Consider the following 24185-nt stretch of genomic DNA (forward strand, 5'->3'; position numbering starts at 1 on the left):
CCCAGGCCCCCGAATCAGACCACAGACTTACAACCCTGAGAGGGATTGACGCATAGTGCTCGACGTCAACTTCTTCGACGAACTCCGGATCGGCCTGGCCACCGCTGACGACATCCGTCAGTGGAGCCACGGCGAGGTCAAGAAGCCGGAGACCATCAACTACCGCACGCTCAAGCCCGAGAAGGACGGCCTCTTCTGCGAGAAGATCTTCGGCCCCACCCGGGACTGGGAGTGCTACTGCGGCAAGTACAAGCGCGTCCGCTTCAAGGGCATCATCTGTGAGCGCTGCGGTGTCGAGGTCACCCGCGCCAAGGTGCGCCGTGAGCGGATGGGCCACATCGAGCTGGCCGCCCCCGTCACCCACATCTGGTACTTCAAGGGCGTCCCGTCGCGCCTCGGCTACCTGCTCGACCTCGCCCCGAAGGACCTGGAGAAGGTCATCTACTTCGCGGCGTACATGATCACGTACGTCGACGACGAGCGCCGTACGCGTGATCTGCCCTCGCTGGAGGCGCATGTCTCCGTCGAGCGCCAGCAGATCGAGCAGCGCCGCGACGCCGACCTGGAAGGCCGGGCCAAGAAGCTCGAGGCCGACCTGGCCGAGCTGGAGGCCGAGGGCGCCAAGGCGGATGTGCGCCGCAAGGTGCGCGAGGGCGCCGAGCGCGAGATGAAGCAGCTGCGCGACCGCGCGCAGCGCGAGATCGACCGTCTGGACGAGGTCTGGTCGCGGTTCAAGAACCTCAAGGTCCAGGACCTGGAGGGCGACGAGCTGCTCTACCGCGAGCTGCGCGACCGCTTCGGCACCTACTTCGACGGCTCGATGGGCGCCGCCGCGCTCCAGAAGCGCCTGGAGTCCTTCGACCTCGACGAGGAGGCCGAGCGCCTCCGCGAGATCATCCGCACCGGCAAGGGCCAGAAGAAGACCCGCGCCCTCAAGCGGCTGAAGGTCGTCTCCGCGTTCCTCCAGACCAGCAACAGCCCCAAGGGCATGGTCCTGGACTGCGTCCCGGTCATCCCGCCGGACCTGCGTCCGATGGTGCAGCTGGACGGTGGCCGCTTCGCGACCTCCGACCTCAACGACCTGTACCGCCGGGTCATCAACCGGAACAACCGCCTGAAGCGGCTTCTCGACCTCGGCGCGCCCGAGATCATCGTCAACAACGAGAAGCGGATGCTCCAGGAGGCCGTCGACGCGCTGTTCGACAACGGCCGCCGCGGCCGTCCGGTCACCGGTCCGGGCAACCGCCCGCTGAAGTCGCTGTCCGACATGCTCAAGGGCAAGCAGGGCCGCTTCCGGCAGAACCTGCTCGGCAAGCGTGTGGACTACTCCGCGCGTTCCGTGATCGTCGTCGGCCCGCAGCTCAAGCTGCACCAGTGCGGTCTGCCGAAGGCGATGGCGCTGGAGCTGTTCAAGCCGTTCGTGATGAAGCGCCTGGTCGACCTGAACCACGCGCAGAACATCAAGAGCGCCAAGCGCATGGTCGAGCGCGGCCGGACCGTGGTCTACGACGTCCTCGAAGAGGTCATCGCCGAGCACCCGGTGCTGCTGAACCGTGCGCCCACCCTGCACCGCCTCGGTATCCAGGCGTTCGAGCCGCAGCTCGTCGAGGGCAAGGCCATCCAGATCCACCCGCTCGTCTGCACCGCGTTCAACGCGGACTTCGACGGTGACCAGATGGCCGTCCACCTGCCGCTCTCCGCGGAGGCGCAGGCCGAGGCCCGCATCCTGATGCTGTCCTCGAACAACATCCTCAAGCCCGCCGACGGCCGCCCGGTGACGATGCCGACCCAGGACATGGTCCTCGGTCTGTACTTCCTCACCACGGACGGCGAGGGCCGGGACGTCAAGGGCACCGACCGTCCGTTCTCCTCCAGCGCCGAGGCGATCATGGCCTTCGACGCCGGGGAACTGTCGCTCCAGGCGCCGGTCGACATCCGCTTCCCGGTGGGCACCATCCCGCCGCGGGGCTGGGAGCCGCCGGTCCGCGAGGAGGGCGAGCCCGAGTGGCAGCAGGGTGACACCTTCACCCTGAAGACCACGCTGGGCCGCGCGCTCTTCAACGAGCTGCTGCCCGAGGACTACCCGTTCGTCGACTACGAGGTCGGCAAGAAGCAGCTCTCCCAGATCGTCAACGACCTGGCCGAGCGCTACCCGAAGGTCATCGTGGCGGCGACGCTCGACAACCTGAAGGCAGCCGGCTTCTTCTGGGCGACCCGCTCCGGTGTCACCGTCGCCATCTCGGACGTCGTCGTCCCCGAGGCGAAGAAGGACATCGTCGCCGGGTACGAGCTCCAGGACGAGAAGGTCCAGAAGCAGTACGAGCGCGGTCTGATCACCAAGGACGAGCGCACTCAGGAGCTCATCACCATCTGGAACAAGGCGACCAACGAGGTCGCCGAGGCGATGAACGCCAACTTCCCGAGGACCAACCCGATCTTCATGATGGTCCACTCGGGCGCGCGCGGAAACATGATGCAGATGCGTCAGATCGCGGGTATGCGTGGCCTGGTGTCGAACGCCAAGAACGAGACGATCCCGCGTCCGATCAAGGCGTCCTTCCGTGAGGGCCTGTCCGTGCTGGAGTACTTCATCTCCACCCACGGTGCCCGTAAGGGTCTGGCCGACACCGCCCTGCGTACCGCCGACTCGGGTTACCTGACCCGTCGTCTGGTGGATGTCTCGCAGGACGTGATCATCCGTGAGGAGGACTGCGGCACCGAACGCGGTCTGCGTCTGGAGATCGCCGAGCGCCAGTCCGACGGCTCGCTGCTCAAGGCGGAGGACGTCGAGACGTCCGTCTACGCCCGCAGCCTCGCCGAGGACATCGTGGTGGACGGCAAGGTGCTGGCCCCGGCCGGGACCGACCTCGGTGACGTCCTGATCGACGAGCTGATCCTGCACGGCGTCGGTGAGGTCAAGACCCGCTCGATCCTGACCTGCGAGTCCGCCGTCGGCACCTGTGCCATGTGCTACGGCCGCTCGCTGGCCACCGGCAAGCTGGTCGACATCGGTGAGGCGGTCGGCATCATCGCCGCCCAGTCCATCGGTGAGCCCGGCACCCAGCTGACGATGCGTACCTTCCACACCGGTGGTGTGGCCGGTGACGACATCACCCAGGGTCTGCCGCGTGTCGTCGAGCTGTTCGAGGCGCGGACCCCGAAGGGTGTCGCCCCGATCTCCGAGGCCGCCGGCCGCGTGCGGATCGAGGAGACCGAGAAGACCAAGAAGATCGTCATCACCCCGGACGACGGCTCGGACGAGACGGCGTTCCCGATCTCCAAGCGCGCGCGCCTGGAGGTCGGCGAGGGCGACCATGTCGAGGTGGGCCAGAAGCTCACCGCGGGTGCCACCAACCCGCACGACGTGCTGCGCATCCTCGGCCAGCGGGCCGTGCAGGTCCACCTGGTCGGCGAGGTGCAGAAGGTCTACAACTCGCAGGGTGTGTCGATCCACGACAAGCACATCGAGATCATCATCCGGCAGATGCTCCGCCGGGTCACGATCATCGAGTCCGGCGACGCCGAGCTGCTGCCCGGTGAGCTGGTCGAGCGCTCCAAGTTCGAGACCGAGAACCGCCGAGTGGTCCAGGAGGGCGGTCACCCCGCCTCCGGCCGTCCGCAGCTGATGGGTATCACCAAGGCTTCGCTGGCGACCGAGTCCTGGCTGTCGGCGGCGTCCTTCCAGGAGACGACGCGAGTCCTCACCGACGCGGCGATCAACGCCAAGTCCGACTCGCTCATCGGCCTCAAGGAGAACGTCATCATCGGCAAGCTCATCCCGGCCGGTACGGGTCTGTCCCGCTACCGCAACATCCGGGTCGAGCCGACCGAGGAGGCCAAGGCCGCGATGTACTCGGCCGTCGGCTACGACGACATCGACTACTCGCCGTTCGGTACGGGCTCCGGTCAGGCCGTGCCGCTGGAGGACTACGACTACGGGCCCTACAACCAGTAGTCGTCAACCAGTAGTCGTCAACTGGTAGTCGGCGATTGGTAGTCGTCAACTGGCCTGAGTGAAGGGCGGTCGCCCCGTTGCGTACGGGGTGGCCGCCCTTCGGCATGTCCAGAGCGTGTCCGGGGCCTGTCGGGGGTCGGTCCGGGGCTGGTCCGGGCCGTGGTCAGCGTGCGCTCAGCTCCCAGACGCCGAGGACGACGGCGGCCACCGCGGTCAGCGCGGCGATGCTGGCCAGCGGCCAGCGGGCGCGTTCCAGGGCGTCCAGCCGCTGCTCATGGTCGGCGAGCTGTCTGTCGCTCTGGTCGCTGCGCTGGACCAGCAGCGCGAGCTGGCCGTCGGCACGGGCGAAGCCGGCCTCCAGGGAGCCGCGCAGGCGTTCCAGTTCCAGGGCGATGGTGAGGGGGTCGTTCGGATCGGGGTCGGTCATGGGCGCCTCGGGGGGGGGATCGGGTTGTACGGGTATTACGGGGTGCTCGGGGTGTACGGGACCTTCAGGGCCGTCCAGGAGGTGGGGCCGGGCCAGCCGTCGGCGTCGGCGCCGGTGTAGCCGAGCTTGCGCTGCCACTGGGCGTAGGAGGCGCGGTCGGCGTCGGTCCAGCGGGGGCCGGGGCCCTGGGCGTAGGCGGAGCAGCCGACGGCGACCAGGCGCCTGCCCATCGCGGTGACGACGGGGGAGGTGGGGGCCTTCCTGAACCAGGCGGTGCCGGGGAAGGGGTGCAGGGCGGGCTTGGCCGGGGTCGGTTCGGGTGTCCTGCCCGTCAGCCGGGCCGTGACGCGGGTGCGGAACGCGGACATGGTGAAGCCGCGTGGGTCGATCTTCGCGCGGGTCCACTCCTTGTGGCCGATCACCGACCGGGCGCTCCAGCCGTGCGCCCGGCACAGTGCCGCCGAGACGCGGACCATCGCCTCCAGCTGGGCTGCGGTCCAGGGGTCCTTGCCGTCGCCGAGGTTGACGCACTCGAAGCCGTAGAAGTGGGTGTTGCCGTCGGTGTCGTTCTCGTCCGGCGCGGGGGCGGCGGTCTGGGCGACGACCGCCCTCAGTACGTCGCCGTCGCCGCTGCCCGCGTGGTTGGCGCGGCCGTTGCCGACCAGGTGGACCGTGCCGTCCTTGGCGATGACGCCGTGGCACAGGGGGCCGGGGAGCGTGGAGTGGCCCTTGAAGCAGAGGGAGACGCTGCCGGTGGTGCCGGAGGTGACGGTGTGGTGGATCATCACGCCGTGCACCGGGCCCCAACGGCCCTTGTGGTTGCGGTTGTTGGCGCGCCAGCCGGGGTGTTCGACGACGGTGACGCCTTCGGCGCGCAGGGCGGTGAGCAGGGCGGTGGGGGTGAGGGGGGCGGGCATGGGATGCCTTTCGGAGCGCGAAGAGGGGGCGGGAGGGGGCGGGACGGGCGGAAAGGGGTGACGGCGGGCAGTCCGGCGTTCACCGGGCTGCCCGCCGTCGGGGGCGTGGGGGTCAGATCTCCTCGGCCGGGGGTTCGGGCTCGGGGGTGGGGGTGGGGATCGGGGCCTCGACGGGTGGGTCGCCGTCCTCCGGCGGGTCCGCCGGTTCCGGTTCCGGGACCGGGTCGGGCACGACCACGCTCACCTCCGCCGGGGTCACCGGCACCGGCGGTGCCGTCAGATACTCGGCGAGCCCGGCGGTGACGGCCGCCGCGAGCTGGGCGAGCTGCTGCTCGTCGAGGGTGACCGGGATCGGGGACTCGGCCGGGGCGACCGGGACGGACTCCGCCAGGGAGACCGGCGTGACCGGGACGGACCCGGCTGGCGTGGCCGAGATGACCGGGCTCGGCTCGGCCGGGGGCTCAGACATGCGCGGACTCCTTGATCGCGCCCCAGGTCAGACCGGAGGCGGTGAGGGCGGCCAGGGTCGGGAACGCGGCGGACACCGAGGCGTACGTGGCGAGGACGACCGGGGCCGGATCGGCGGCGGGGTCGGGGGTGAGCCCGGTGTCCGCCGGGGTGCCGTTGGGCTGGGTGCCGCGCAGGGTGAGGGTCTGGCGTACACCGCCGTCGGCCGCCGCGGAGGTGCTGATGCCGACCACCCAGGCGAGGGTGTTGAGCCGGGTGCCGGTGGTGTCGATCAGCCGGATCACATCGCCGAGCTGCACCCGGGGGTCGTAGAGCACCTCCACGTCCCCGATGACCGGGACCGGATGGACACCGGCCGCGTACAGGGCGTTGGCGATGGCCTGGGCGGAGAGGAGGTCCTGGATCCAGTCGGTGCTCTCGCCGGTGTGCTCCTGGCGGCCGTAGAAGCGTTCGCTGGCGGTGCCGGGCTGGTAGGCGGTGGCGGAGCGTTCGACCGGGTCGGCCTTCGGCTTGAGGTTCTGGAGGTAGACGGACGGGGTGCCGTCCTTCTTGGCGGTGTAGAGGGTCTGGGCGGTGCGGTTGCTGAACCGCATCACCAGATAGCCGTCCTCGCGGCGGGTCAGGACGTCGACCGCGCCCTTGACGGCGGTGGTCCCGGCGCGGCTGGTGGCGAAGCGGACCTGGGAGCCGCCGGTCACCACGGAGTCGTCGTCGGTGGTCGGCGGACCGATGTCGAACTCGTCGTCGGCCATCACGTACGAGACGGTCAGGGTGCCGCCCGCCGGGACCGTGCGGACGACGGTGTCGGTGTAGGTGGCGCCGCTCTCGCCGCCGTAGCGCTCCCAGACCCGGGCGGGCTGGGTGATGTAGTTGCGGCAGGCGTCGATCTCCTCGGTGAGGGTGAGGGAGGCGATGTCCCGCAGGGAGGTGAGGGTGAGGTCGGGGGCGGTCGGCGGGACGCTGAAGCGGGTGTGGTTGCGCCAGCGGAAGACGCCCCGCTCGTCGAATTCGGCGGTCGACATGGCGGCCTTGGCGATCTGCCCGAGCACCTCCCACTGCGAGCCGGAGATCCGGGGCACGGTGTGCAGCGGCAGGATCGCGTCGTCCAGTTCGACGGCCTTGGTCCAGGTGCCGGTCTGGTCGAAGACGGGCGTCGAGGGCATCGCGGACAGGCCGCTGGTGAGCTGGACGCCTTCGACGGCGAGATCGGTGACGAGTTTCAGTTCGCGCAGTTCGGCCGATGTCTGCAGGGAGCCGGCAGCGGTGAACGTGGTCGCCGCGCCGAGCAGTACCGTGCCGTCCGGGCCGGTCAGCCGGGGCTGCACGGTGGGCTGGACACTGGTGCCGGTGGCGGCCAGGTCGAAGAACGCCCCGACGTGCCAGACCCCCTTGAGAGTGCCCAGGTTCCCCCAGTTGTCCCAGACCAGCGCGCCGCCGCTGGAGACCAGGGCGACCCGGCCGGTGGCGAAGTTCACCTCCAGGCGCAGCAGGCCGGTGGCGCCGCCGGTGCGGTCGAGCACCAGGTCCATCTGGAAGAAGTCGCCCGCTCCGGCGCCGCTGTTCACCCATGCCTCGATGAGCAGCCGGCTGCCGGGGACGGTGACCCGGGAGCGCGGGAACCAGCTCGCGGTGAGGCCGGGGCCGCGGGGCAGCAGCGCCATCGCGTGCGGGGCGGCGCCGCGGGTCCAGGTGTAGTCGGCGGGGTGGGGCAGGGTCTCCGGCTGGCCGTAGGGGCTGGCGAAGCCGCCGTGCAGGGAGGCGTGGACGAGGGTGAGCGGCTGTCCGGCGGTGAACTCCGGGTAGCGCGGCGGCGGGGCGGAGTGCAGGCCCGCCTGCCGCAGGAGTTCGTCCACGCACCAGGTGGCGGTGGCGACCGGCCGCCCCCACAGGAATCCGGCGTACGGCTTCGGCAGCTGGGCCGGGCCACGCAGCCGCTCGGCCCCGTCCAGCGCGGTGAGCTGTACGGCGTCGGTGCCGGCCTGCGCGGAGCGGGAGCGGACGGTGCCGCGGAAGGCGGGCAGGGTGGTCGTGCCGACGCCGCCGCGGTGCACGACGGACTGGCCGGGGCGGGCGGCGTCGCCGCTGGTGCGGGCCGCCCAGGGGGCGTACAGCTCGGGTGCGGTGGTGCCGCCGGTACCGGAGATCTGGAGCTGGAGCTGTGCGGCGGAGGAACCGGAGAACGCGCGCATGGCCGGGGGGAGATCGGTGGCGTACGACCGCTCCAGCTGCCAGGACTGCACCTGCGCGGAGCGGTCCTGGCCGCCGAGGCGGGTGGTGTGGGTGACGGTCCGCTCGCCCGCGGCGAGGGCGGTGGCGGTGGGCTCGTCAGCGGACTGCACGGGCACCTCCGGTGGGCCGGGTGGAGGAGTGGGGGGCGTCAGCCGGTCGCACCGGACACCTCCACCAGGTCGAGGCTGATGCTGCGGTAGGGGAGCGGGCGGCCGGGGGTGTCGGTGTACCCGGTCACCGCCATGGGCGGCAGCCCGTCGCCGGGGACGCCGTCGGTGGCGGTGCCGCCGTAGGTGAGACAGGCACCGGCGAGGGCGTAGGTGCCGGGGGTGCCGGGCTTGGCGGTGGGGGTGGCGTAGGCGGCGCCGGACGGGACGGTGCCGGTGACGACGGGGCCGGTGGCGGAGGTGGAGCTGAGGTAGGTGCCGTCGACGCGCTTGAAGTCGAGGCCGACGCTCACCGTGGCGCGGGCGGCGATGGCGGTGGGGGCGCGGAAGGAGATCGGGAGACCGGGGACGACGGGGAAGTTGCCGGAGGTCCCGGTGCAGCGCCAGGCGAGAGCGGCGGTGGTGTCGGTGGTGGTGAGGGAGAAGGTGCCGGGGGCCGTGGTGCTCTCGGTGACGGTTCCGGTGCCCGACGCCAGGAACCACTGGGCGAGCCCGGTGATGGAGGTGGCGCCGGGGACGCCGAGACCGGCGGCCTGGGCGGGGGCGAGGACGTTTCCGGCGGTGGGGTCGATGACGTAGACCGGCCCCGGCCCGTCGATGCGGCGGGCGACGCGGTCGAGGGCGCGGGCGGCGCCGGGCGGGAGCAGGTCCCAGGCCAGCTTGAGGCGGCGTACGGGCGCTTGGTTGCGGGTGACGGTGACCCGGCCGCCGAGCGACTTGAACTCGCTGACGCCGAGGTCCGCGGTGCGGTCGAAGGACTTGGCGGCCTGATCGATCTCGACGAGGGAGCCGGGGCGGCCGATCCAGAGGTTGGGCATGGGGGCTCCTGGGGTGGGGCGGGGTCGTGCGGGGGGGCATGAAAAAAGCCGACGGGGGTCCGTCGGCGTGCGGGTGCGGGTGCGGGTGCGGGTGCGGTGGGCGTTCGGATGTGGATGTGGATGTGGATGTGAGCGTGGGCGTGGCGGCTGCGCCGGGCTCCCGGCTCCCGGCTACCGCCGGGCGAGCTGTCGCTGTCCCAGGAACACGGCGCGGGCGATCTCCTGCGAGTCGACCTGGACGACGACCGGGCGGTCGGCGAGCCGCTCCACGGCGGCGGTGAGGGTACGGAGTCCACCGCCCTGCCCGAGCATCCGGTCCAGCTTGGACAGCGGGACGACGGCCTCGTGCTCGCCCGCCTCGCCGAGCAGGGCGAGGGTGCCGCCGGAGCGGGCCTGGACGACACCGCCGGTGGCGAGGCGGGGGACGGGGACGCTGAGGCGGGGGAAGGAGAAGCCGCGTCCGCCGTACTTGGGCACCCAGTCGGGGACGCTGATGCGGATGCCGGCCAGGATGCCGAACAGGGCGTTCAGGGCGACGGCGAGGCCGGTGAAGGGGCTGAGTATGACGTTGCCGAGGCCCTTGAGTATCGGCACGGCGTTCTTCGACATGGCGCCCACGGCGGTGCCGATGTGCTTCATGGCCAGCTGAACGCCCTTGCGCAGTACGGCGGTGACCTTGTCCATGTTGACGAACTGGCTGATGAGCGGGGCGAGCAGCGTCATGACCAGCCCGAAGGGGCTGGCGGCCATGGCGAGGTTGAGCCCCTTCTGCGCGAGCGAGGCTCCCTTGAGGCCCTTGCCGAGATTGCCCATGGACTTCTCGCCCTTGTCGGCGTTCTTGGCAGCCTGGCCCACGGAGGTCTGGACACCGTCGGCCCCCTTCTTGATGCCGCGCAATTCGCTGCCGAGCGCTTTGGCTGTGCCTCTGAGTTTATCGAAGGCGGACTTGAGCCGGTCGACGCCGCCTTTGGATTTGCCGAGGGAGCTGTCCAGGGTGCGTACCCCGGAATTGAACTGCCGCACTGCGGTGTCCCCGGAGTTCGTGCTGGTGCGGAACTTTCCGAAGGCGGTGCCGGTCTGTGTGGTCGTGTTTCTCAGCTGGGACAGTGGGCCGCCTGCTCCTGAAGCTGCCTTCTGCAGCGCGTTCATGCCGCGGGCCGTGGGGTCGAGCTTTCCCTGAAGGCCGGTCAGGCCGCCGGAGACGTTGAGTATGGCTCGTTTGAGGCTCATGGAGTTTCCTATCCGTGATGGGCGCCGGTACCGGGGCGGTTGGTCAGCCGTCCATCGACCCCCGCAGACGATTGGTGGCCCCGTTCAGCGTGTTCGTCGCGTTGGTGACCTGCCCTGCTCCTGCCACGGCGCTGCGGACGTCACCGGGGGTGGGGGTGGTGCCTGTGGCGGGTGGTCGTGGCGGTGGGGGAGCGGTGGGGCGGGGGCTGCCGACTGGTGGTGTCGTCGTTGCTGTCGGGCGGGGGCTGGGTGTGGGGTCCGTGGCGGGCGGCGGGTCGTCTCTCGGGACCCGGACTAGGCGTTGCAACCAACCGCCGTCCGGCCCTTGGTTGTTGTACGCCAGACTCAGTGTTTTGAGGAGCTTTTCGTCATTGAGTTTTACGAGGGAAGGGATTTCGATCCTTACGACGTCCCAGGCGAATTTAAGGAGGAGCAGCTCGACCGCCATCGCCTTGACGTCGAGGACTAGGCTGCTGATTTCGCTCTTGAACGCGATGAGGTCGGGTCCGAGGACGTATTTCTTCCGCTCAAGGGCGCCGAGCCGGTTCTCTACGGACTTCGCGTTCGTGTTGCCGTTCAGGATGTTTTTGATGGCCTTTATTTCGCCATCTATTCGCTCGATCTCCTGATTCTTTCCCGACATGACTTACCTCTTGTCGAAGTACCTGCTATGGTGGCCGAGTGTCGCACGGTGTACGTGATGGAGGGGGTCGGGATGGTCATCGCAATTGGTGTCTTTGGGCTCCTTTTCTCGGCGATAGGCGTGGTGATTTTCCGCAATGCCGTGGAATTGCGGAAAAATGCGGTCGAATCCACGGCCACGGTTACGGAAAGAATTTTCAAGCTGGAGGCGGGCGCGCGACCGGTCGGCGTCATCGTGAAATTCGATGCGCGGGACGGCAGGACTCGGGAAGCGTCGGTCGGTGTTCCCTCCGGGCGTGACGGTATTCAGGTCGGGGACACGCTGAAGATCATCTACAACTCGACCAATCTGGCGGATGTGTGGAACGCCGAAAGCGTCGACCTGAGGAAGCGGCGGCCTGTCAACGGCTTCATGGTGTGGGGGGCGCTGCTTCTGGTGATCGAGGTCGTCCTGCTGGCTACCGTGGGCTGGATCTGAGCGCCGTATCTGGCCGCGGAGCTCACTGGACTACTCCCTACCAAGCAGGAAGGGTCGCTTTGCTGCCCGACGGTAAGACCTGGTGTGTAGTAATTGATCAGTCAGGTCTCGATGGGAGTGTTACGGGTACATATGTCAGGCATGTGGATGGCGGGTATGAGCGGGCCGTGGAGATAGCACTCGAGGAGGCGAAGACACATTTGGCGAGTCACCGGGAACAGGTTGCCAGGAAGGTGATCCGGCTGCCCGGCGGTGAATTTCTGGTGCACTTCAAAGGGAACGACAGTTTCCGGGTGTCTGTGGGGGAGTTGGTGTGTGTGCAGGAAGGCGCTCCGCCGGAGGACCCCGCACCCAGGGAGACCGGGAGCGCCATCGGGCGGGTGCTCCGGCGGAAGAAGTAGGCGGCGGGCGAGGCCGCCTGATCGGCCGAGGTCAGGTCCGGTCGTCGTCCGGATGCGGTCGGGCCGTCGACGGGGCTGACGCGTGAGGGAACGGCAGCACCTTCGCCTCCCCGTCGCGCGGTGGCGAAGCCCCCTCCGTCCGGCGCCGCTCGTCATGCTCACCCCGGTCCCGCCACCCCTTCCCGTACGCCGTGAACTCCCGCTTCTCGATCTCCGCGCGGGTCGTGATCACCAGGTCGGGCGGCAGGGGGCGGCCCTTGAAGCGGGCGGCGAGCTGTGCGCGTACCTCGGCCGCGGCCTCCACGTACTCCGTGCCGCCCCAGACCCCACCGTTGTCGTCGGTCACCCGGCCCCCATCCCTCGGTAACATCCGAGCCCACCTGTTCGAACGTTTGAGCGATTAACATCCTCAGGATACCGGACGGACCTGTGTCGCCCAGGGGAAAACGGCGCCCTCCGTCGGTTATCGGCCGAGGCGCGTCAGGCGACCTCGTACGTCCCGCTGATCCGGATCGCGCTGGTGCCCGACCACCCCAGACCGAGCACCCCACCACTGCCGATCTGCGAGAGACTCGGCGAGGACGTGGACGTGGAACCCCACACCGTGTACCCCGTCGCCCCGGTCGACGCCGCCGGCTGGCAGGACAGCAGCGCCCGCCCACCGGTCACCGTCGCCACGCCGTGGAACTGCGGCAGCCCGCCCAGCGCCCCCGCGGCCATCGGCAGCCCGAGCGTGTAGCCGCCGCTTCCGTAGGTCGTCGTCGTACTGAAGGTCACCAGCGTCGTGAAGTGGCACACCTTCCCCACCACCGCGTACTTCCCGGTCAGCGTTCCATCGCCGATCGACGGGTTCGTCGTCGCCGCGGTCCAGGTCGGTGTGTACGTGTGCCAGGCGCCGAGCGCGATCCACTGCGTACCCGTGTAGTAGCTGAGGGTCCCGGGCGTCGTCAGCCACGCCACCATCCCGGCGACCGGCGTGGTGACATCCGCGTCACGGTCGTCCGCGTCCGGGTAGCGCAGGACCGTCCGGCCGTCGACGGCGGTCGCGAGGGACTGGAGGTGGAGCGGGAGATTGGCGGTGTCGGTGGGCTGCGGGTACGGGAGCCCGCCGAGCGGGGTGTAGAGCGTCATCCGGGTTCACTCCTGTGTCAGTGGTCCAGTGGTCCAGTGGTCGTCTGGCTGTCTCCGGCCCTGGTGTCATGCCGTGGTGTCATGCCGTGAAGAACTGGGCCAGTTCGGCGGGGGAGGGGAGCGCGGGAGGAGTCGCGGGGGACGCCTCGACCGCGTCCGGGTGCACGCCCGCGCCCGTGTCCACGCCCGGTCGCGGTACCGGCCTCGGGTACTCCAGCGGCTCCGCGTCCTCGTCCCGGTTGACCGTCGCGAACATCCAGTTGGCCTCGGCGAGTTGGTCGACCGCCGAGGCCAGCAGATGGTCGGTGACCGACCAGTCCATGACCTCGCCGTGCAGCTTGCGCAGCGTCGCGCTGTCCCGGGGCAGATGCCGGACCAGCACCGCAAGCCGCCGGGACGACAGCCGGCCGCGGTGCCAGTCGAGCAGGTCCACGCCGTAGTGGCGGAGCAGATCCGCCTCCAGCGCCTCGGCGTGCTCGTCGACGAACTCGCCGAGGCTCAGCCTTCCCCCAGGCCGAGCCCGGACTCCTTGCCGTACGCCTCCAGGATCGCGGCGATGTCCTGCATGGTGACCTCGTGCCGGTCGAAGCGCTCGAACTGCGCCTCGCCCAGCAGCACCCGCAGCAGCCCGTCCACGTCGTTGTCGTCCAGCTCGCGCAGCGCGCGGGCCGTCCTGCGGGTCAGTTCGTTCGGGAGGGTGAAGGTGTCGCCGTCGATCGCGAACGACCAGTTCCGGCCGAGCGCCTCCTGACGCTGGGCACGGGCCGCACCGACATCGAATGTCGCCATGTCTCAACTCCTGGAAGTGAAGAAGGAAAGAGGGCGCGGACGGGGCGGACCGGCGAGGGAGGTGTCGCCGGTCCGCCCCGTCCGCCGGGGGAGGGGATGGATCAGGCGGCCGTGCCCGCGTACGCCGGGTCCTTCATCAGGAAGGTCGCCAGCGGCTTGGTGTTGTCCACGGCCAGCGCGGTGAAGGTGACGCCGAGCTTGATGGAGGCGGTCCGGGTCAGCGACAGCTCCTCGGTCTCGGTGACCTGCCCGCGCGGCACGACGAAGCGGTACGTGATGGTGCCGCCGTCGCTGAACTCGATGCCGAGCGCCTTCTCGTTGAACTTCGGGTCGGCGGCCAGCTCGTACTTGTAGAGCCCGGACCCGGTGGCCGTCTCGGTCACCGCGTCACCGCCCATGAAGAACGGCAGCGTGTCCTCGTTCAGCTGGAGCAGCTGGAACTTCACGGTCAGGTCCCGGTCCGAGTAGATGAAGCGGGCCGGGGAGACCGACTGCCAGGTCTCGACCGGGTCGAGCTTGTCCTTCTTCGCCAGCTTGATGCCGTCCTGCGAGGTGTAGCCGAGGTCCTTCCACTCGGTCGACCAGGCCGCGGTGACATCGCTCGGCGCGGTGGCCCCGAGCGGGGCGACCAGGATGCGCCCGGTACCGGCCACACGGATCTCATTGGCGTTGCTGCCAGCCATGCGGAATTCCTTTCCTAGGGGTGTGACGAAGGGGGTGTGACGAAGGGGGTCGTCGTGACGAGGGGGTTCTCGGCGACGAACGCGTTCTCCGGTACGCGGGGTCACGCCGGCCGGATGTGCAGCCGTACCGTCGCCCAGTAGCGGCTGGCCGCCGCCCGGTTCCAGTCCGGCAGCCAGCGCGGCCCGTCGGCCTCGACGACCTCGGTGACGATCGCCGTGCCGTACGCCGTCCCGCGCAGCCCGAGCAGTGCGGAACGGACCGTCAGGGCCAGGGTGTGCGCGGCGGTCTTGTCGGGGCCGTAGACCTCGAAGTCCACCAGCGGCTGGTCCAGGTGCTGGTCGTCGATCCAGGCCCCGCCCGCGCGGGAGACCAGGACGACCGGCTGGGTGCCGTCGAAACCGGCGGGCGGAACGTTGTCCACGGTGGCGGCGGCGAGTTCGGTGCGGTCGGTCAGGAAGTCGACGACGAGTCGCTCGACGTCGGGGAAGGTGACCGTCGGTTCGGCCACGGGATGGCCTCCCTTCTGATCGGACGGGGGGCTCGGAGGGCCGGGCCCTCGGACAGGACATGCGTGACGGCGGGCCACGACCCGTCGTCCGGGCACAGCTCCGCCGCTGCACCAACTGTGACATGTTGCGAGCGCGAGCGCAACAAATATGCCCAGCGGATGTGCTCCACCGGCACATACGTCGACGTCAGCCCCCATGAACACGAATTGCCCCACCGCAACAAACCGCGGCAGGGCAACAAGGGGCAACAAGGAGGGGGAGAGGGCGGAGAAGGCGGAGAAGGCGGAGAAGGCGGAGGGGAACGGCGCCGGACAGTCCCCGGCGTTCAGTCGGGCAACCGCCCCCCCATCCCCGCCCGCCCCTCATCCGGCAGGAACTGCCCCACCACCCGTACGAACATGTCCCGCCGGTCCGCCGGAACGCCCAGCAGGTCGGCGACCTCCTCCAGGGTCGGCCGCCGTCCGGTCTCCGTGACCGTCCCGAGCCCGGCGGGGCGCGTGCCCGGGTCGGCGAGTTCCTCCGCCGTCAGCCGGCCCGAACGGATCAGCATGTCCCGGACCGGCACGCCCAGCGCGCGGGCCAGTCGCCGGGTGGTCTCCAGGTCCGGCATGCTCTGGCGCTGCAACAGCCGCGTGACGGCGGCGCGGTGGACGCCCGCCTCGTCCGCGATCCGCGACCGGCCGCCGCCGCGCGGGCTGTCGATGTCGTAGCCGCGGTGGCGCATCAGGTCCTCGACCCACCCGGCGAACGCCTCCAGGTCCTGACTGGTCATCTCGCTGCTCGCTTCCGTATGGGGAGGGTCCAGGTCCCTCGGAGACGTCCACCTTAGCTTGCTTGCGCGCACGGAATTAAGTTCGCCCGCGCAAGAGGATGGGCGGAAAGCGTGAGGTCCGGGGCCTGTTCCGGACCTAGTTGGGCGCTCCGTAAGGGAATCGCGGCGGAGAGTGAGGGGATTCTGTTGCGGGCGCGCACGCAATCTGCCAAGGTGAGGCCCCGCTCCCCACCGCCCCGCTCGCACCCCGCAGGGAGACCCATGCGCCCCAAGCACCCCACCCACCCCACCCACCCCACAACCCCTGTCACCCAAGCCGCCCTCTGGCTCCACACCCTCGCCCGCCAGTTCCCCGAACTCACCCAGGAGTTGGCCCCCAGCGCCGGTGCCGCACGCCACCGCGCATGCGCCTCCACCCCGGGCCACGGCCCCGGCGCGGCCCCCGTCCGGCTGCATGTCTCCGACGCCCTGCGGGACATCACCGACGGCGTGATCGAGCTGGAGGAGGCCGTCCGTGACCGGCTCGGCCTGCCCCGTCCGCGCCGCGCCCCCGTCCCGGAGCGGCTCGGCCGGATCGCCGCGCTCCTCACCGACATCGGACGGGACGCCCTGCTCGCCGCCCATGTCCGCGACGAGAGCCGTCGGATGGCCCACCGGTGCGCCCGCGTACTGGGGGACACCGAGACCGTCGTACGGGTCTCCGGGCGCTGCCCCTGGTGTGCCTCCGTCTCGCTGCGCGCCTTTCCCGAGCGCGGCGCCGTGCTCTGCGTCAATCCCGGCTGCCGCTGCACGGACCCGGGGTGCGGCTGCCACGACGATCCGGCGCACCGGCACACCTGGGAGGAGACGGACCAGAAGCCGCTACCGGAGACCGACGAGGAGCGGGAGGCGCGCCGATGACCAGCCGTCAGACACCACCCGCAGCGCACCCCTTACCCGCACGCCCCGCCCCACCCACCCTGTCCGCGCCCCCCGCCCCCCTCCCCACCCTCCTCCCCGCCCCCCTCGCCGCCCGTGAGGCCGGAGTCGCGCCCGCCACCCTGCGCAAGTGGGTCCAGCTCGGGCGGCTCACCGCCGTGGGCCGGGCCGGACGCGCCCATCTCTACCGTCTGGAGGACGTCTTCGCCGCCGAACGCGCGGCCCGCCGGAGGACGGGGACGCGAACCGGAACGTGACGCCGCCGGTTTGTCATTGATGTCCCGATGGGGGAACCGCTGCCGATCCGCGCGCGTTGGAGGATGATGAAGACGTTCTCCGGCTGGGGGAGGTGTGCTGTGTCCGATCCGACACCGTGGCAGAGGCAGCCGCAGTGGTATGGGCAGCCGCAGCCGTGGCAGGCCCAGACAGGAATCTCGATGCTGGCCTCCCACGCCGACCGGGAGCGGGCGGTCGATGTGCTCAGAGCCGGCTTCGGCGAGGGGCGCCTCCAGCAGGACGAGCTGGAGAAGCGGATCGAGCGGGCGTACGCGGCGCGCACGGTGGGGGAGCTGGCGCTGCTGGTCGCCGACCTCCCCCAGGGGCCCGTCCCGATGCAGCCCGCGCCCCCCATGCAGCCGATGCACCTCATGCCGCCCCCGATGATGCAGCACGTGCCGCGTACGTTCCTGGCCGCGCCGGCGCCGCCCACCAACGGCAAGGCGGTGGGGTCGATGGTGCTCGGGGTGCTGACCACCCTGACCTTCGGGGTGACGGGGCTGCCCGCGGTGGTGCTGGGCCACGCGGCCCGGTCCGAGATGCGCCGCACCGGGGAGAGCGGGGAGGGCTTCGCGGTCACCGGCCTGGTGCTGGGGTGGCTGTCGGTGGCCGGGTGGGCGGTGTTCCTGCTCGCCGTGGTCGCGGCGGCGGCCTCCTGAAACCGAGCGGGGCTGCCGGGGCGCGGGAAGAGTTCGCCGGGCGTTGATTCGAAGGCCACCCGTGGTGCATGGCCTTGACATGCACCGCACGGCCAGGCAAGCGCGCCCCGGTTGTTTTGACCGCAGCGAATGAGGTAGGTACGCTCAGACCTTGTGCCTGGGGTGTGCCCTGGCTCTCGTGCGTGCCTTCAAACCGCATAGCGAGCTGTGAGCGGCCACCGTAATCTGCGCCCTTTTCGCCTTGCGGCGGGAGTCTGCGGGATTCGACACACCCGACCGCGTGGGTCGGCGACGTTCCAGGTTAGCTGTACCCATCGGCACACAGAAACCGGAGAAGTAGTGCCTACGATCCAGCAGCTGGTCCGGAAGGGCCGGCAGGACAAGGTCGAGAAGAACAAGACGCCCGCACTGGATGGTTCCCCCCAGCGCCGGGGCGTCTGCACGCGTGTGTTCACGACCACCCCGAAGAAGCCGAACTCGGCCCTGCGTAAGGTCGCGCGTGTGCGTCTGACCAGCGGGATCGAGGTCACCGCTTACATTCCGGGTGAGGGACACAACCTGCAGGAGCACTCCATCGTGCTCGTGCGTGGTGGCCGTGTGAAGGACCTGCCGGGTGTTCGCTACAAGATCATCCGTGGCTCGCTCGACACTCAGGGTGTCAAGAACCGCAAGCAGGCCCGCAGCCGCTACGGCGCCAAGAAGGAGAAGTAAGAATGCCTCGTAAGGGCCCCGCCCCGAAGCGTCCGGTCATCATCGACCCGGTCTACGGCTCCCCTCTGGTGACCTCCCTGATCAACAAGGTGCTGCTGAACGGCAAGCGCTCCACCGCCGAGCGCATCGTCTACGGCGCCATGGAGGGCCTGCGTGACAAGACGGGCAACGACCCGGTCATCACGCTGAAGCGCGCTCTGGAAAACATCAAGCCGACCCTTGAGGTCAAGTCCCGCCGTGTCGGTGGCGCCACCTACCAGGTGCCGGTCGAGGTCAAGCCCGGCCGCGCCAGCACCCTGGCGCTGCGCTGGCTGGTCGGTTACTCCCGCGCCCGTCGCGAGAAGACCATGACCGAGCGTCTGCTCAACGAACTCCTCGACGCGTCCAACGGCCTGGGTGCCGCTGTGAAGAAGCGTGAGGACACGCACAAGATGGCCGAGTCCAACAAGGCCTTCGCGCACTACCGCTGGTAGTCGCAGTCCACATCGAGACCGAGAGAAGACTGAAGCCCTATGGCTACCACTTCACTTGACCTGGCCAGGGTGCGCAATATCGGCATCATGGCCCACATCGACGCGGGCAAGACGACCACCACCGAGCGGATCCTGTTCTACACCGGCGTCTCGTACAAGATCGGTGAGGTCCACGACGGCGCCGCCACCATGGACTGGATGGAGCAGGAGCAGGAGCGTGGCATCACGATCACCTCTGCTGCCACCACCTGTCACTGGCCGCTGGAAGACGTCGACCACACCATCAACATCATCGACACCCCGGGGCACGTCGACTTCACCGTAGAGGTGGAGCGCTCCCTGCGGGTGCTCGACGGTGCCGTGACGGTGTTCGACGGCGTCGCCGGTGTCGAGCCGCAGTCCGAGACGGTGTGGCGTCAGGCGGACCGCTACGGCGTTCCGCGTATCTGCTTCGTCAACAAGCTCGACCGCACCGGTGCCGAGTTCCACCGCTGTGTCGACATGATCAGCGACCGGCTGGGTGCTCAGCCCCTGGTCATGCAGCTGCCGATCGGCGCCGAGGCGGACTTCAAGGGCGTCGTCGACCTGGTGACGATGAAGGCGTTCGTCTGGTCCGCCGAGGCGACCAAGGGCGAGATGTACGACATCGTCGACATCCCGGACACCCACACCGAGGCGGCCGAGGAGTGGCGCGGCAAGCTGCTCGAAGCCGTCGCCGAGAACGACGAAGAGCTGATGGAGCTGTACCTGGAGGGCCAGGAGCCCACCGTGGAGCAGCTGTACGCGGCGATCCGCCGTATCACCATCGCCTCCGGCAAGGGCGACGGCACCACCGTCACCCCCGTGTTCTGCGGCACCGCGTTCAAGAACAAGGGTGTCCAGCCGCTGCTCGACGCGGTCGTGCGCTACCTGCCCTCCCCCCTGGACGTCGAGGCCATCGAAGGCCACGACGTGAAGGACCCGGAGCAGGTCATCAAGCGCAAGCCGTCCGACGACGAGCCGCTGGCCGCGCTGGCGTTCAAGATCATGAGCGACCCGCACCTCGGCAAGCTCACCTTCGTCCGGGTGTACTCCGGCCGCCTGGAGTCCGGCACCGCCGTGCTGAACTCCGTCAAGGGCCGCAAGGAGCGCATCGGCAAGATCTACCGTATGCACGCCAACAAGCGTGAGGAGATCGAGTCGGTGGGCGCCGGTGACATCGTCGCCGTCATGGGCCTGAAGCAGACCACCACCGGTGAGACGCTGTCCGACGACAAGAACCCGGTCATCCTGGAGTCCATGGACTTCCCGGCGCCGGTCATCCAGGTCGCCATCGAGCCCAAGTCGAAGGGCGACCAGGAGAAGCTCGGCATCGCGATCCAGCGCCTGGCCGAGGAGGACCCCTCCTTCCAGGTGCACTCCGACGAGGAGACCGGCCAGACCATCATCGGCGGTATGGGCGAGCTGCACCTCGAGGTGCTGGTCGACCGGATGCGCCGGGAGTTCAAGGTCGAGGCCAACGTCGGCAAGCCGCAGGTCGCGTACCGCGAGACCATCCGCAAGGCGGTCGAGAAGGTCGAGTTCACCCACAAGAAGCAGACGGGTGGCACCGGCCAGTTCGCGCGCGTGATCATCGCGATCGAGCCCATCGAGGGCGGCGACACGTCGTACGAGTTCGTGAACAAGGTCACCGGTGGCCGTATCCCGAAGGAGTACATCCCTTCGGTCGACGCCGGTGCGCAGGAGGCCATGCAGTTCGGCATCCTCGCCGGTTACGAGATGACCGGTGTCCGGATCACCCTGCTCGACGGCGCCTACCACGAGGTCGACTCCTCCGAGCTGGCCTTCAAGATCGCCGGTTCGCAGGCCTTCAAGGAGGCCGCGCGTAAGGCGTCCCCCGTGCTCCTGGAGCCGATGATGGCCGTCGAGGTCACCACGCCCGAGGACTACATGGGCGATGTCATCGGTGACATCAACTCCCGCCGTGGCCAGATCCAGGCCATGGAGGAGCGGGCCGGTGCCCGCGTCGTCAAGGGCCTCGTGCCCCTGTCGGAGATGTTCGGCTACGTCGGCGACCTCCGCAGCAAGACATCGGGTCGCGCGAGCTACTCGATGCAGTTCGACTCCTACGCCGAGGTTCCGCGGAACGTCGCCGAGGAGATCATCGCGAAGGCCAAGGGCGAGTAACGCACCGCGTTAGCACGCCGTAGGCTTGACTCCGGAACCTCACGGGGCATTCCGCCATCATCACGGACGGAATGCCCCCGGGACTCCGGGCCTTTACAGCAAAGATCACCTGGCGCCGATGAAGTAAGGCGTACAGAACCACTCCACAGGAGGACCCCAGTGGCGAAGGCGAAGTTCGAGCGGACTAAGCCGCACGTCAACATCGGCACCATCGGTCACATCGACCACGGTAAGACGACCCTCACGGCCGCCATTACCAAGGTGCTGCACGACGCGTACCCGGACCTGAACGAGGCCACCCCGTTCGACAACATCGACAAGGCGCCCGAGGAGCGCCAGCGCGGTATCACCATCTCCATCGCGCACGTCGAGTACCAGACCGAGGCGCGTCACTACGCCCACGTCGACTGCCCGGGTCACGCGGACTACATCAAGAACATGATCACCGGTGCCGCCCAGATGGACGGCGCGATCCTGGTCGTGGCCGCCACCGACGGCCCGATGCCGCAGACCAAGGAGCACGTGCTCCTGGCCCGCCAGGTCGGCGTGCCGTACATCGTGGTCGCCCTGAACAAGGCCGACATGGTGGACGACGAGGAGATCCTGGAGCTCGTCGAGCTCGAGGTCCGTGAGCTCCTCACCGAGTACGAGTTCCCGGGCGACGACCTGCCGGTCGTCAAGGTCTCCGCGCTCAAGGCCCTCGAGGGCGAGTCGGAGTGGGTCGAGTCCGTCCTCAACCTGATGAAGGCTGTCGACGAGTCCATCCCGCAGCCCGAGCGTGACATCGACAAGCCGTTCCTGATGCCGGTCGAGGACGTCTTCACGATCACCGGTCGCGGTACGGTCGTCACCGGCCGTATCGAGCGTGGTGTCCTGAAGGTCAACGAGACCGTCGACATCATCGGCATCCACACCGAGAAGACCACCACCACGGTCACCGGCATCGAGATGTTCCGCAAGCTGCTCGACGAGGGCCAGGCCGGTGAGAACGTCGGTCTGCTGCTCCGTGGTGTCAAGCGCGAGGACGTCGAGCGCGGCCAGGTCATCATCAAGCCGGGTTCGGTCACGCCGCACACCGAGTTCGAGGCCACGGCCTACATCCTGTCGAAGGACGAGGGTGGTCGTCACACCCCGTTCTTCAACAACTACCGCCCGCAGTTCTACTTCCGTACCACGGACGTGACCGGCGTCGTGCACCTCCCCGAGGGCACCGAGATGGTCATGCCGGGCGACAACACCGACATGCGCGTGGAGCTGATCCAGCCCATCGCCATGGAGGAGGGCCTGAAGTTCGCCATCCGTGAGGGTGGCCGGACCGTCGGCGCCGGCCAGGTCACCAAGATCCTCAAGTAAGTCCCTTGCTTGACGGGTGGTGACCCGGTAGCTCCGAGCGAGCTGTGAAGGGGCCCGTACGACCTCGGTCGTACGGGCCCCTTCCGCGTGTCCGGGGCGCGGGCGGGTGGCCGGTGGGTGTGCGGTTGCGCCAGGGGCGGGTGAAGTCTTGGCGAACGGTGGGCTGCGGGCCCATGAGGGGTCAGGCAATATCCCGCCCCCGACGAGCTAATTGCCCCACTTTGCCGCGAAATGCGGCTGACCTGCGGTCGTAGCGTGTGGGCGGTCGGAGGGCCCTGGACCCCGAGGACGGTCGGGCCCGCAGTGACCTCATGAGGATGGCTTGGCTCTGATGCAGGCTGCGCACGGTGCAACGGCGACATCGATACGTACCCGGGTCGCGGTGGCCGAGCGTCCGGGACGGCTCATCCCCGGGCCCCGCTCCCCGCTCGACCCGCCCCGGCCCCGGCTCCATCTGATCGACGGCATCCGGCTGATCGCCGCGCTGATGGTGGTGGTGCACCACTACGCCGGAACGAACCGGGTGGACCAGCCCGGCAACGCCATCTGGGGCCGCCCCGTCTCCGAGATCATGCCGACCGTGTTCCGGTTCGCGTCCTTCGGCTGGATCGGCGTCGAGATCTTCTTCGTGATCAGCGGCTTTGTGATCTGTATGTCGTGCTGGGGGCGTACCCCGCGGCAGTTCTTCGTCTCCCGGGTGATCCGGCTCTACCCCGCGTACTGGTTCGGGGTCTTCTTCACCACCGCCGTGCTGGTGCTGCTGCCGGGCGTCTGGGAGCGGCTGCCGCTGCGGGACGTGCTGTTCAATCTGACCATGCTCCAGGCCGGCTCGGAGGTCGGCAACGTCGACGCCGTGTACTGGACGCTCTGGGCCGAGCTGCGCTTCTATCTGCTGTTCCTCGTCGTGGTCGCGATGGGGCTGACCTACCGCCGGGTCATCGTCTTCTGCTGTGTCTGGGGCGCCGCCGCCATGCTCGCCCCGGTCGCCGACCTCCGGCTGCTCACCCTGGCCGCCGACCCGTCCGCCACCTGGTACTTCATCGCGGGCCTCGCCCTCTATCTGATGCACCGCTTCGGCCAGGACCTGCTGCTCTGGGGCATCCTCGCGATGAGCTGGCTGATGGGCCAGCGCGAACTGGCCCTGCGGGTGGAGTACGAGGGGGTCTCCAGCTGGCGCGGCGCGGTCCTGATCTTCACCGTGTTCCTGCTGGTCATGGTGGCCATCGCACTCGGCCACACCCACCGCGTCCGGGGAAAGTGGCTGGTCACCGCGGGCTGTCTGACCTACCCCCTATATCTCACGCACTACCTCGCCGGTACGACGGTCATCAGCCGCCTACGCGACGCGATGGACGCCCGGCTGCTGGTCGTCCTGGTCACCGCCGGATTCCTGGCCCTGAGCTGGCTGATCCACCGCTGGGTGGAGCGCCCGGTCTCCCGGCGGCTGAAGCGGGGCCTGGACTCGTCGTTCGCACGACTACGGGGGGCGGGACGGCGGGTCTGAGGGGACGGGGGCCCTCGAGGGCGGGCGCGGGACTGGGTTCAGGGCGAGGCCCTGGGCGTCCATCACGCCCGGCTCTCGGTGGCGCGCGGGGCTGGGGCGGCGGTCGGCCGCAAAGCGCTCGGCCGCACCGGCTCTCGCGGGCGGGCAGCTGACCCCGCCAGGTACGGGGGGCGGACGGGCGCTTGGCCCTGCGGGCGTGAGGCGGACCTCGTGGGGGCGTGACGCGGGTGGCCGCGCCCTCGCCGGGCGCGTGCGCGATGGGCCGGCGGGGCGTGGGGCTGCTGGCAGCGCCGGGCTTCGTGGGCGGACGGGGTGCGGTCCTGGAGGGGAGCGGGGCGGACGGGTGGCGGGGTGGGCGGAGGCGTCGTGGGCGGGGTGTACGGCGGGCGCCGCGCGGGCCGGGCGGATGGTCGGGGGCGGACAGACGGTGGCATCACGGGTGTGCGGCGGAACTCGGCCGACGTGTGAGCGGGCGTGCGGCGGACCTCGTCGGCGCGGGTGGGCGGCG

At 69.5% G+C, this 24185-nt stretch carries 24 protein-coding genes; 10 read left to right on the forward strand and 14 right to left on the reverse strand.

All coding sequences use genetic code 11. The features are described 5' to 3' along the window. The first annotated feature begins 55 nt into the window (after positions 1 to 55). On the forward strand, positions 56 to 3955 hold the full coding sequence (locus AB0D49_RS02380) for a DNA-directed RNA polymerase subunit beta' (protein ID WP_362749407.1): 3900 nt from the start codon (positions 56 to 58) through the stop codon (positions 3953 to 3955). Positions 3956 to 4118: 163 nt separating this feature from the next. Here AB0D49_RS02380 and AB0D49_RS02385 read toward each other — a convergent pair whose 3' ends face one another. The 7 genes from AB0D49_RS02385 to AB0D49_RS02415 all read right to left on the reverse strand — a co-directional run bounded on the left by AB0D49_RS02385 (position 4119) and on the right by AB0D49_RS02415 (position 10854). Next, a complete protein-coding gene (locus tag AB0D49_RS02385) occupies positions 4119 to 4382 on the reverse strand; it encodes a hypothetical protein (protein ID WP_362749410.1) in 264 nt (87 codons plus the stop codon). A 35-nt stretch (positions 4383 to 4417) separates the two neighbouring features. Beyond that, complete coding sequence (locus AB0D49_RS02390; protein WP_362749413.1) at positions 4418 to 5299, reverse strand: peptidoglycan-binding protein; 882 nt, start codon at positions 5297 to 5299, stop codon at positions 4418 to 4420. A 112-nt stretch (positions 5300 to 5411) separates the two neighbouring features. Next, positions 5412 to 5768 carry a hypothetical protein gene (locus AB0D49_RS02395; protein WP_362749416.1) on the reverse strand — a complete coding sequence of 119 codons (357 nt, stop codon included), beginning with the start codon at positions 5766 to 5768 and terminating at the stop codon, positions 5412 to 5414. Further along, positions 5761 to 8106: a hypothetical protein gene (locus tag AB0D49_RS02400; RefSeq protein ID WP_362749419.1), complete on the reverse strand. Its 2346-nt coding sequence runs from the start codon at positions 8104 to 8106 to the stop codon at positions 5761 to 5763. Before AB0D49_RS02400 ends, AB0D49_RS02395 begins: the two co-directional genes overlap by 8 nt. A gap of 38 nt (positions 8107 to 8144) precedes the next feature. Further along, the gene (locus AB0D49_RS02405; RefSeq protein WP_362749422.1) at positions 8145 to 8981 is read right to left on the reverse strand and encodes a hypothetical protein; all 837 of its coding nucleotides are present in this window, start codon (positions 8979 to 8981) and stop codon (positions 8145 to 8147) included. 171 nt (positions 8982 to 9152) lie between these two features. Next, the gene (locus AB0D49_RS02410) at positions 9153 to 10211 is read right to left on the reverse strand and encodes a hypothetical protein (protein WP_362749425.1); all 1059 of its coding nucleotides are present in this window, start codon (positions 10209 to 10211) and stop codon (positions 9153 to 9155) included. A gap of 43 nt (positions 10212 to 10254) precedes the next feature. Beyond that, positions 10255 to 10854 (reverse strand): hypothetical protein, encoded by a 600-nt coding sequence (locus tag AB0D49_RS02415; RefSeq protein WP_362749428.1) that lies wholly within the window; start codon positions 10852 to 10854, stop codon positions 10255 to 10257. A gap of 72 nt (positions 10855 to 10926) precedes the next feature. Between AB0D49_RS02415 and AB0D49_RS02420 the strand changes: the two genes are divergently transcribed. Further along, positions 10927 to 11331, forward strand: a complete 405-nt coding sequence (locus tag AB0D49_RS02420) for a DUF3592 domain-containing protein (RefSeq protein ID WP_362749431.1) — start codon at positions 10927 to 10929, stop codon at positions 11329 to 11331. A 432-nt stretch (positions 11332 to 11763) separates the two neighbouring features. Here the strand turns inward: AB0D49_RS02420 and AB0D49_RS02425 are convergent, their stop codons facing one another. The 7 genes from AB0D49_RS02425 to AB0D49_RS02455 form a co-directional block, all read right to left on the reverse strand. Continuing rightward, positions 11764 to 12078: a hypothetical protein gene (locus AB0D49_RS02425; protein ID WP_362749434.1), complete on the reverse strand. Its 315-nt coding sequence runs from the start codon at positions 12076 to 12078 to the stop codon at positions 11764 to 11766. 134 nt (positions 12079 to 12212) lie between these two features. After that, entirely contained in the window at positions 12213 to 12863 is a 651-nt protein-coding gene (locus AB0D49_RS02430) for a hypothetical protein (RefSeq protein ID WP_362749437.1), read from the reverse strand. A 79-nt stretch (positions 12864 to 12942) separates the two neighbouring features. Next, positions 12943 to 13296 carry a hypothetical protein gene (locus AB0D49_RS02435; RefSeq protein ID WP_362749440.1) on the reverse strand — a complete coding sequence of 118 codons (354 nt, stop codon included), beginning with the start codon at positions 13294 to 13296 and terminating at the stop codon, positions 12943 to 12945. 65 nt (positions 13297 to 13361) lie between these two features. After that, positions 13362 to 13652, reverse strand: a complete 291-nt coding sequence (locus AB0D49_RS02440; protein WP_362749443.1) for a hypothetical protein — start codon at positions 13650 to 13652, stop codon at positions 13362 to 13364. Positions 13653 to 13753: 101 nt separating this feature from the next. Further along, positions 13754 to 14335 carry a phage tail protein gene (locus AB0D49_RS02445; RefSeq protein ID WP_362749446.1) on the reverse strand — a complete coding sequence of 194 codons (582 nt, stop codon included), beginning with the start codon at positions 14333 to 14335 and terminating at the stop codon, positions 13754 to 13756. Between the two features lie 101 nt (positions 14336 to 14436). Then, positions 14437 to 14844, reverse strand: a complete 408-nt coding sequence (locus tag AB0D49_RS02450) for a hypothetical protein (RefSeq protein WP_362749449.1) — start codon at positions 14842 to 14844, stop codon at positions 14437 to 14439. Between the two features lie 326 nt (positions 14845 to 15170). After that, positions 15171 to 15617 (reverse strand): helix-turn-helix transcriptional regulator, encoded by a 447-nt coding sequence (locus tag AB0D49_RS02455; protein WP_362749452.1) that lies wholly within the window; start codon positions 15615 to 15617, stop codon positions 15171 to 15173. A 261-nt stretch (positions 15618 to 15878) separates the two neighbouring features. Here AB0D49_RS02455 and AB0D49_RS02460 point away from each other — a divergent pair, with 261 nt between their 5' ends. The 8 genes from AB0D49_RS02460 (at position 15879) to AB0D49_RS02495 (ending at position 23677) form a co-directional block, all read left to right on the forward strand. Next, entirely contained in the window at positions 15879 to 16517 is a 639-nt protein-coding gene (locus AB0D49_RS02460; RefSeq protein WP_362749455.1) for a hypothetical protein, read from the forward strand. A gap of 59 nt (positions 16518 to 16576) precedes the next feature. After that, positions 16577 to 16792 carry a hypothetical protein gene (locus AB0D49_RS02465; protein ID WP_362750710.1) on the forward strand — a complete coding sequence of 72 codons (216 nt, stop codon included), beginning with the start codon at positions 16577 to 16579 and terminating at the stop codon, positions 16790 to 16792. A 180-nt stretch (positions 16793 to 16972) separates the two neighbouring features. Further along, a complete protein-coding gene (locus AB0D49_RS02470; protein WP_362749458.1) occupies positions 16973 to 17470 on the forward strand; it encodes a DUF1707 and DUF4190 domain-containing protein in 498 nt (165 codons plus the stop codon). A 339-nt stretch (positions 17471 to 17809) separates the two neighbouring features. Further along, entirely contained in the window at positions 17810 to 18181 is a 372-nt protein-coding gene (gene rpsL, locus AB0D49_RS02475; RefSeq protein WP_007823146.1) for a 30S ribosomal protein S12, read from the forward strand. A gap of 2 nt (positions 18182 to 18183) precedes the next feature. Then, positions 18184 to 18654, forward strand: coding sequence for a 30S ribosomal protein S7 (gene rpsG / locus AB0D49_RS02480; protein WP_362749462.1), 471 nt, complete (start codon positions 18184 to 18186; stop codon positions 18652 to 18654). A gap of 39 nt (positions 18655 to 18693) precedes the next feature. Further along, complete coding sequence (gene fusA / locus AB0D49_RS02485) at positions 18694 to 20820, forward strand: elongation factor G (RefSeq protein ID WP_362749465.1); 2127 nt, start codon at positions 18694 to 18696, stop codon at positions 20818 to 20820. Between the two features lie 159 nt (positions 20821 to 20979). Next, complete coding sequence (gene tuf, locus AB0D49_RS02490) at positions 20980 to 22173, forward strand: elongation factor Tu (RefSeq protein WP_362749468.1); 1194 nt, start codon at positions 20980 to 20982, stop codon at positions 22171 to 22173. 382 nt (positions 22174 to 22555) lie between these two features. Next, on the forward strand, positions 22556 to 23677 hold the full coding sequence (locus tag AB0D49_RS02495; protein ID WP_362749471.1) for an acyltransferase: 1122 nt from the start codon (positions 22556 to 22558) through the stop codon (positions 23675 to 23677). Positions 23678 to 24185 lie beyond the last annotated feature (508 nt).

The sequence above is a fragment of the Streptomyces sp. NPDC048290 genome (assembly GCF_040652095.1).
GTDB lineage: Bacteria > Actinomycetota > Actinomycetes > Streptomycetales > Streptomycetaceae > Streptomyces.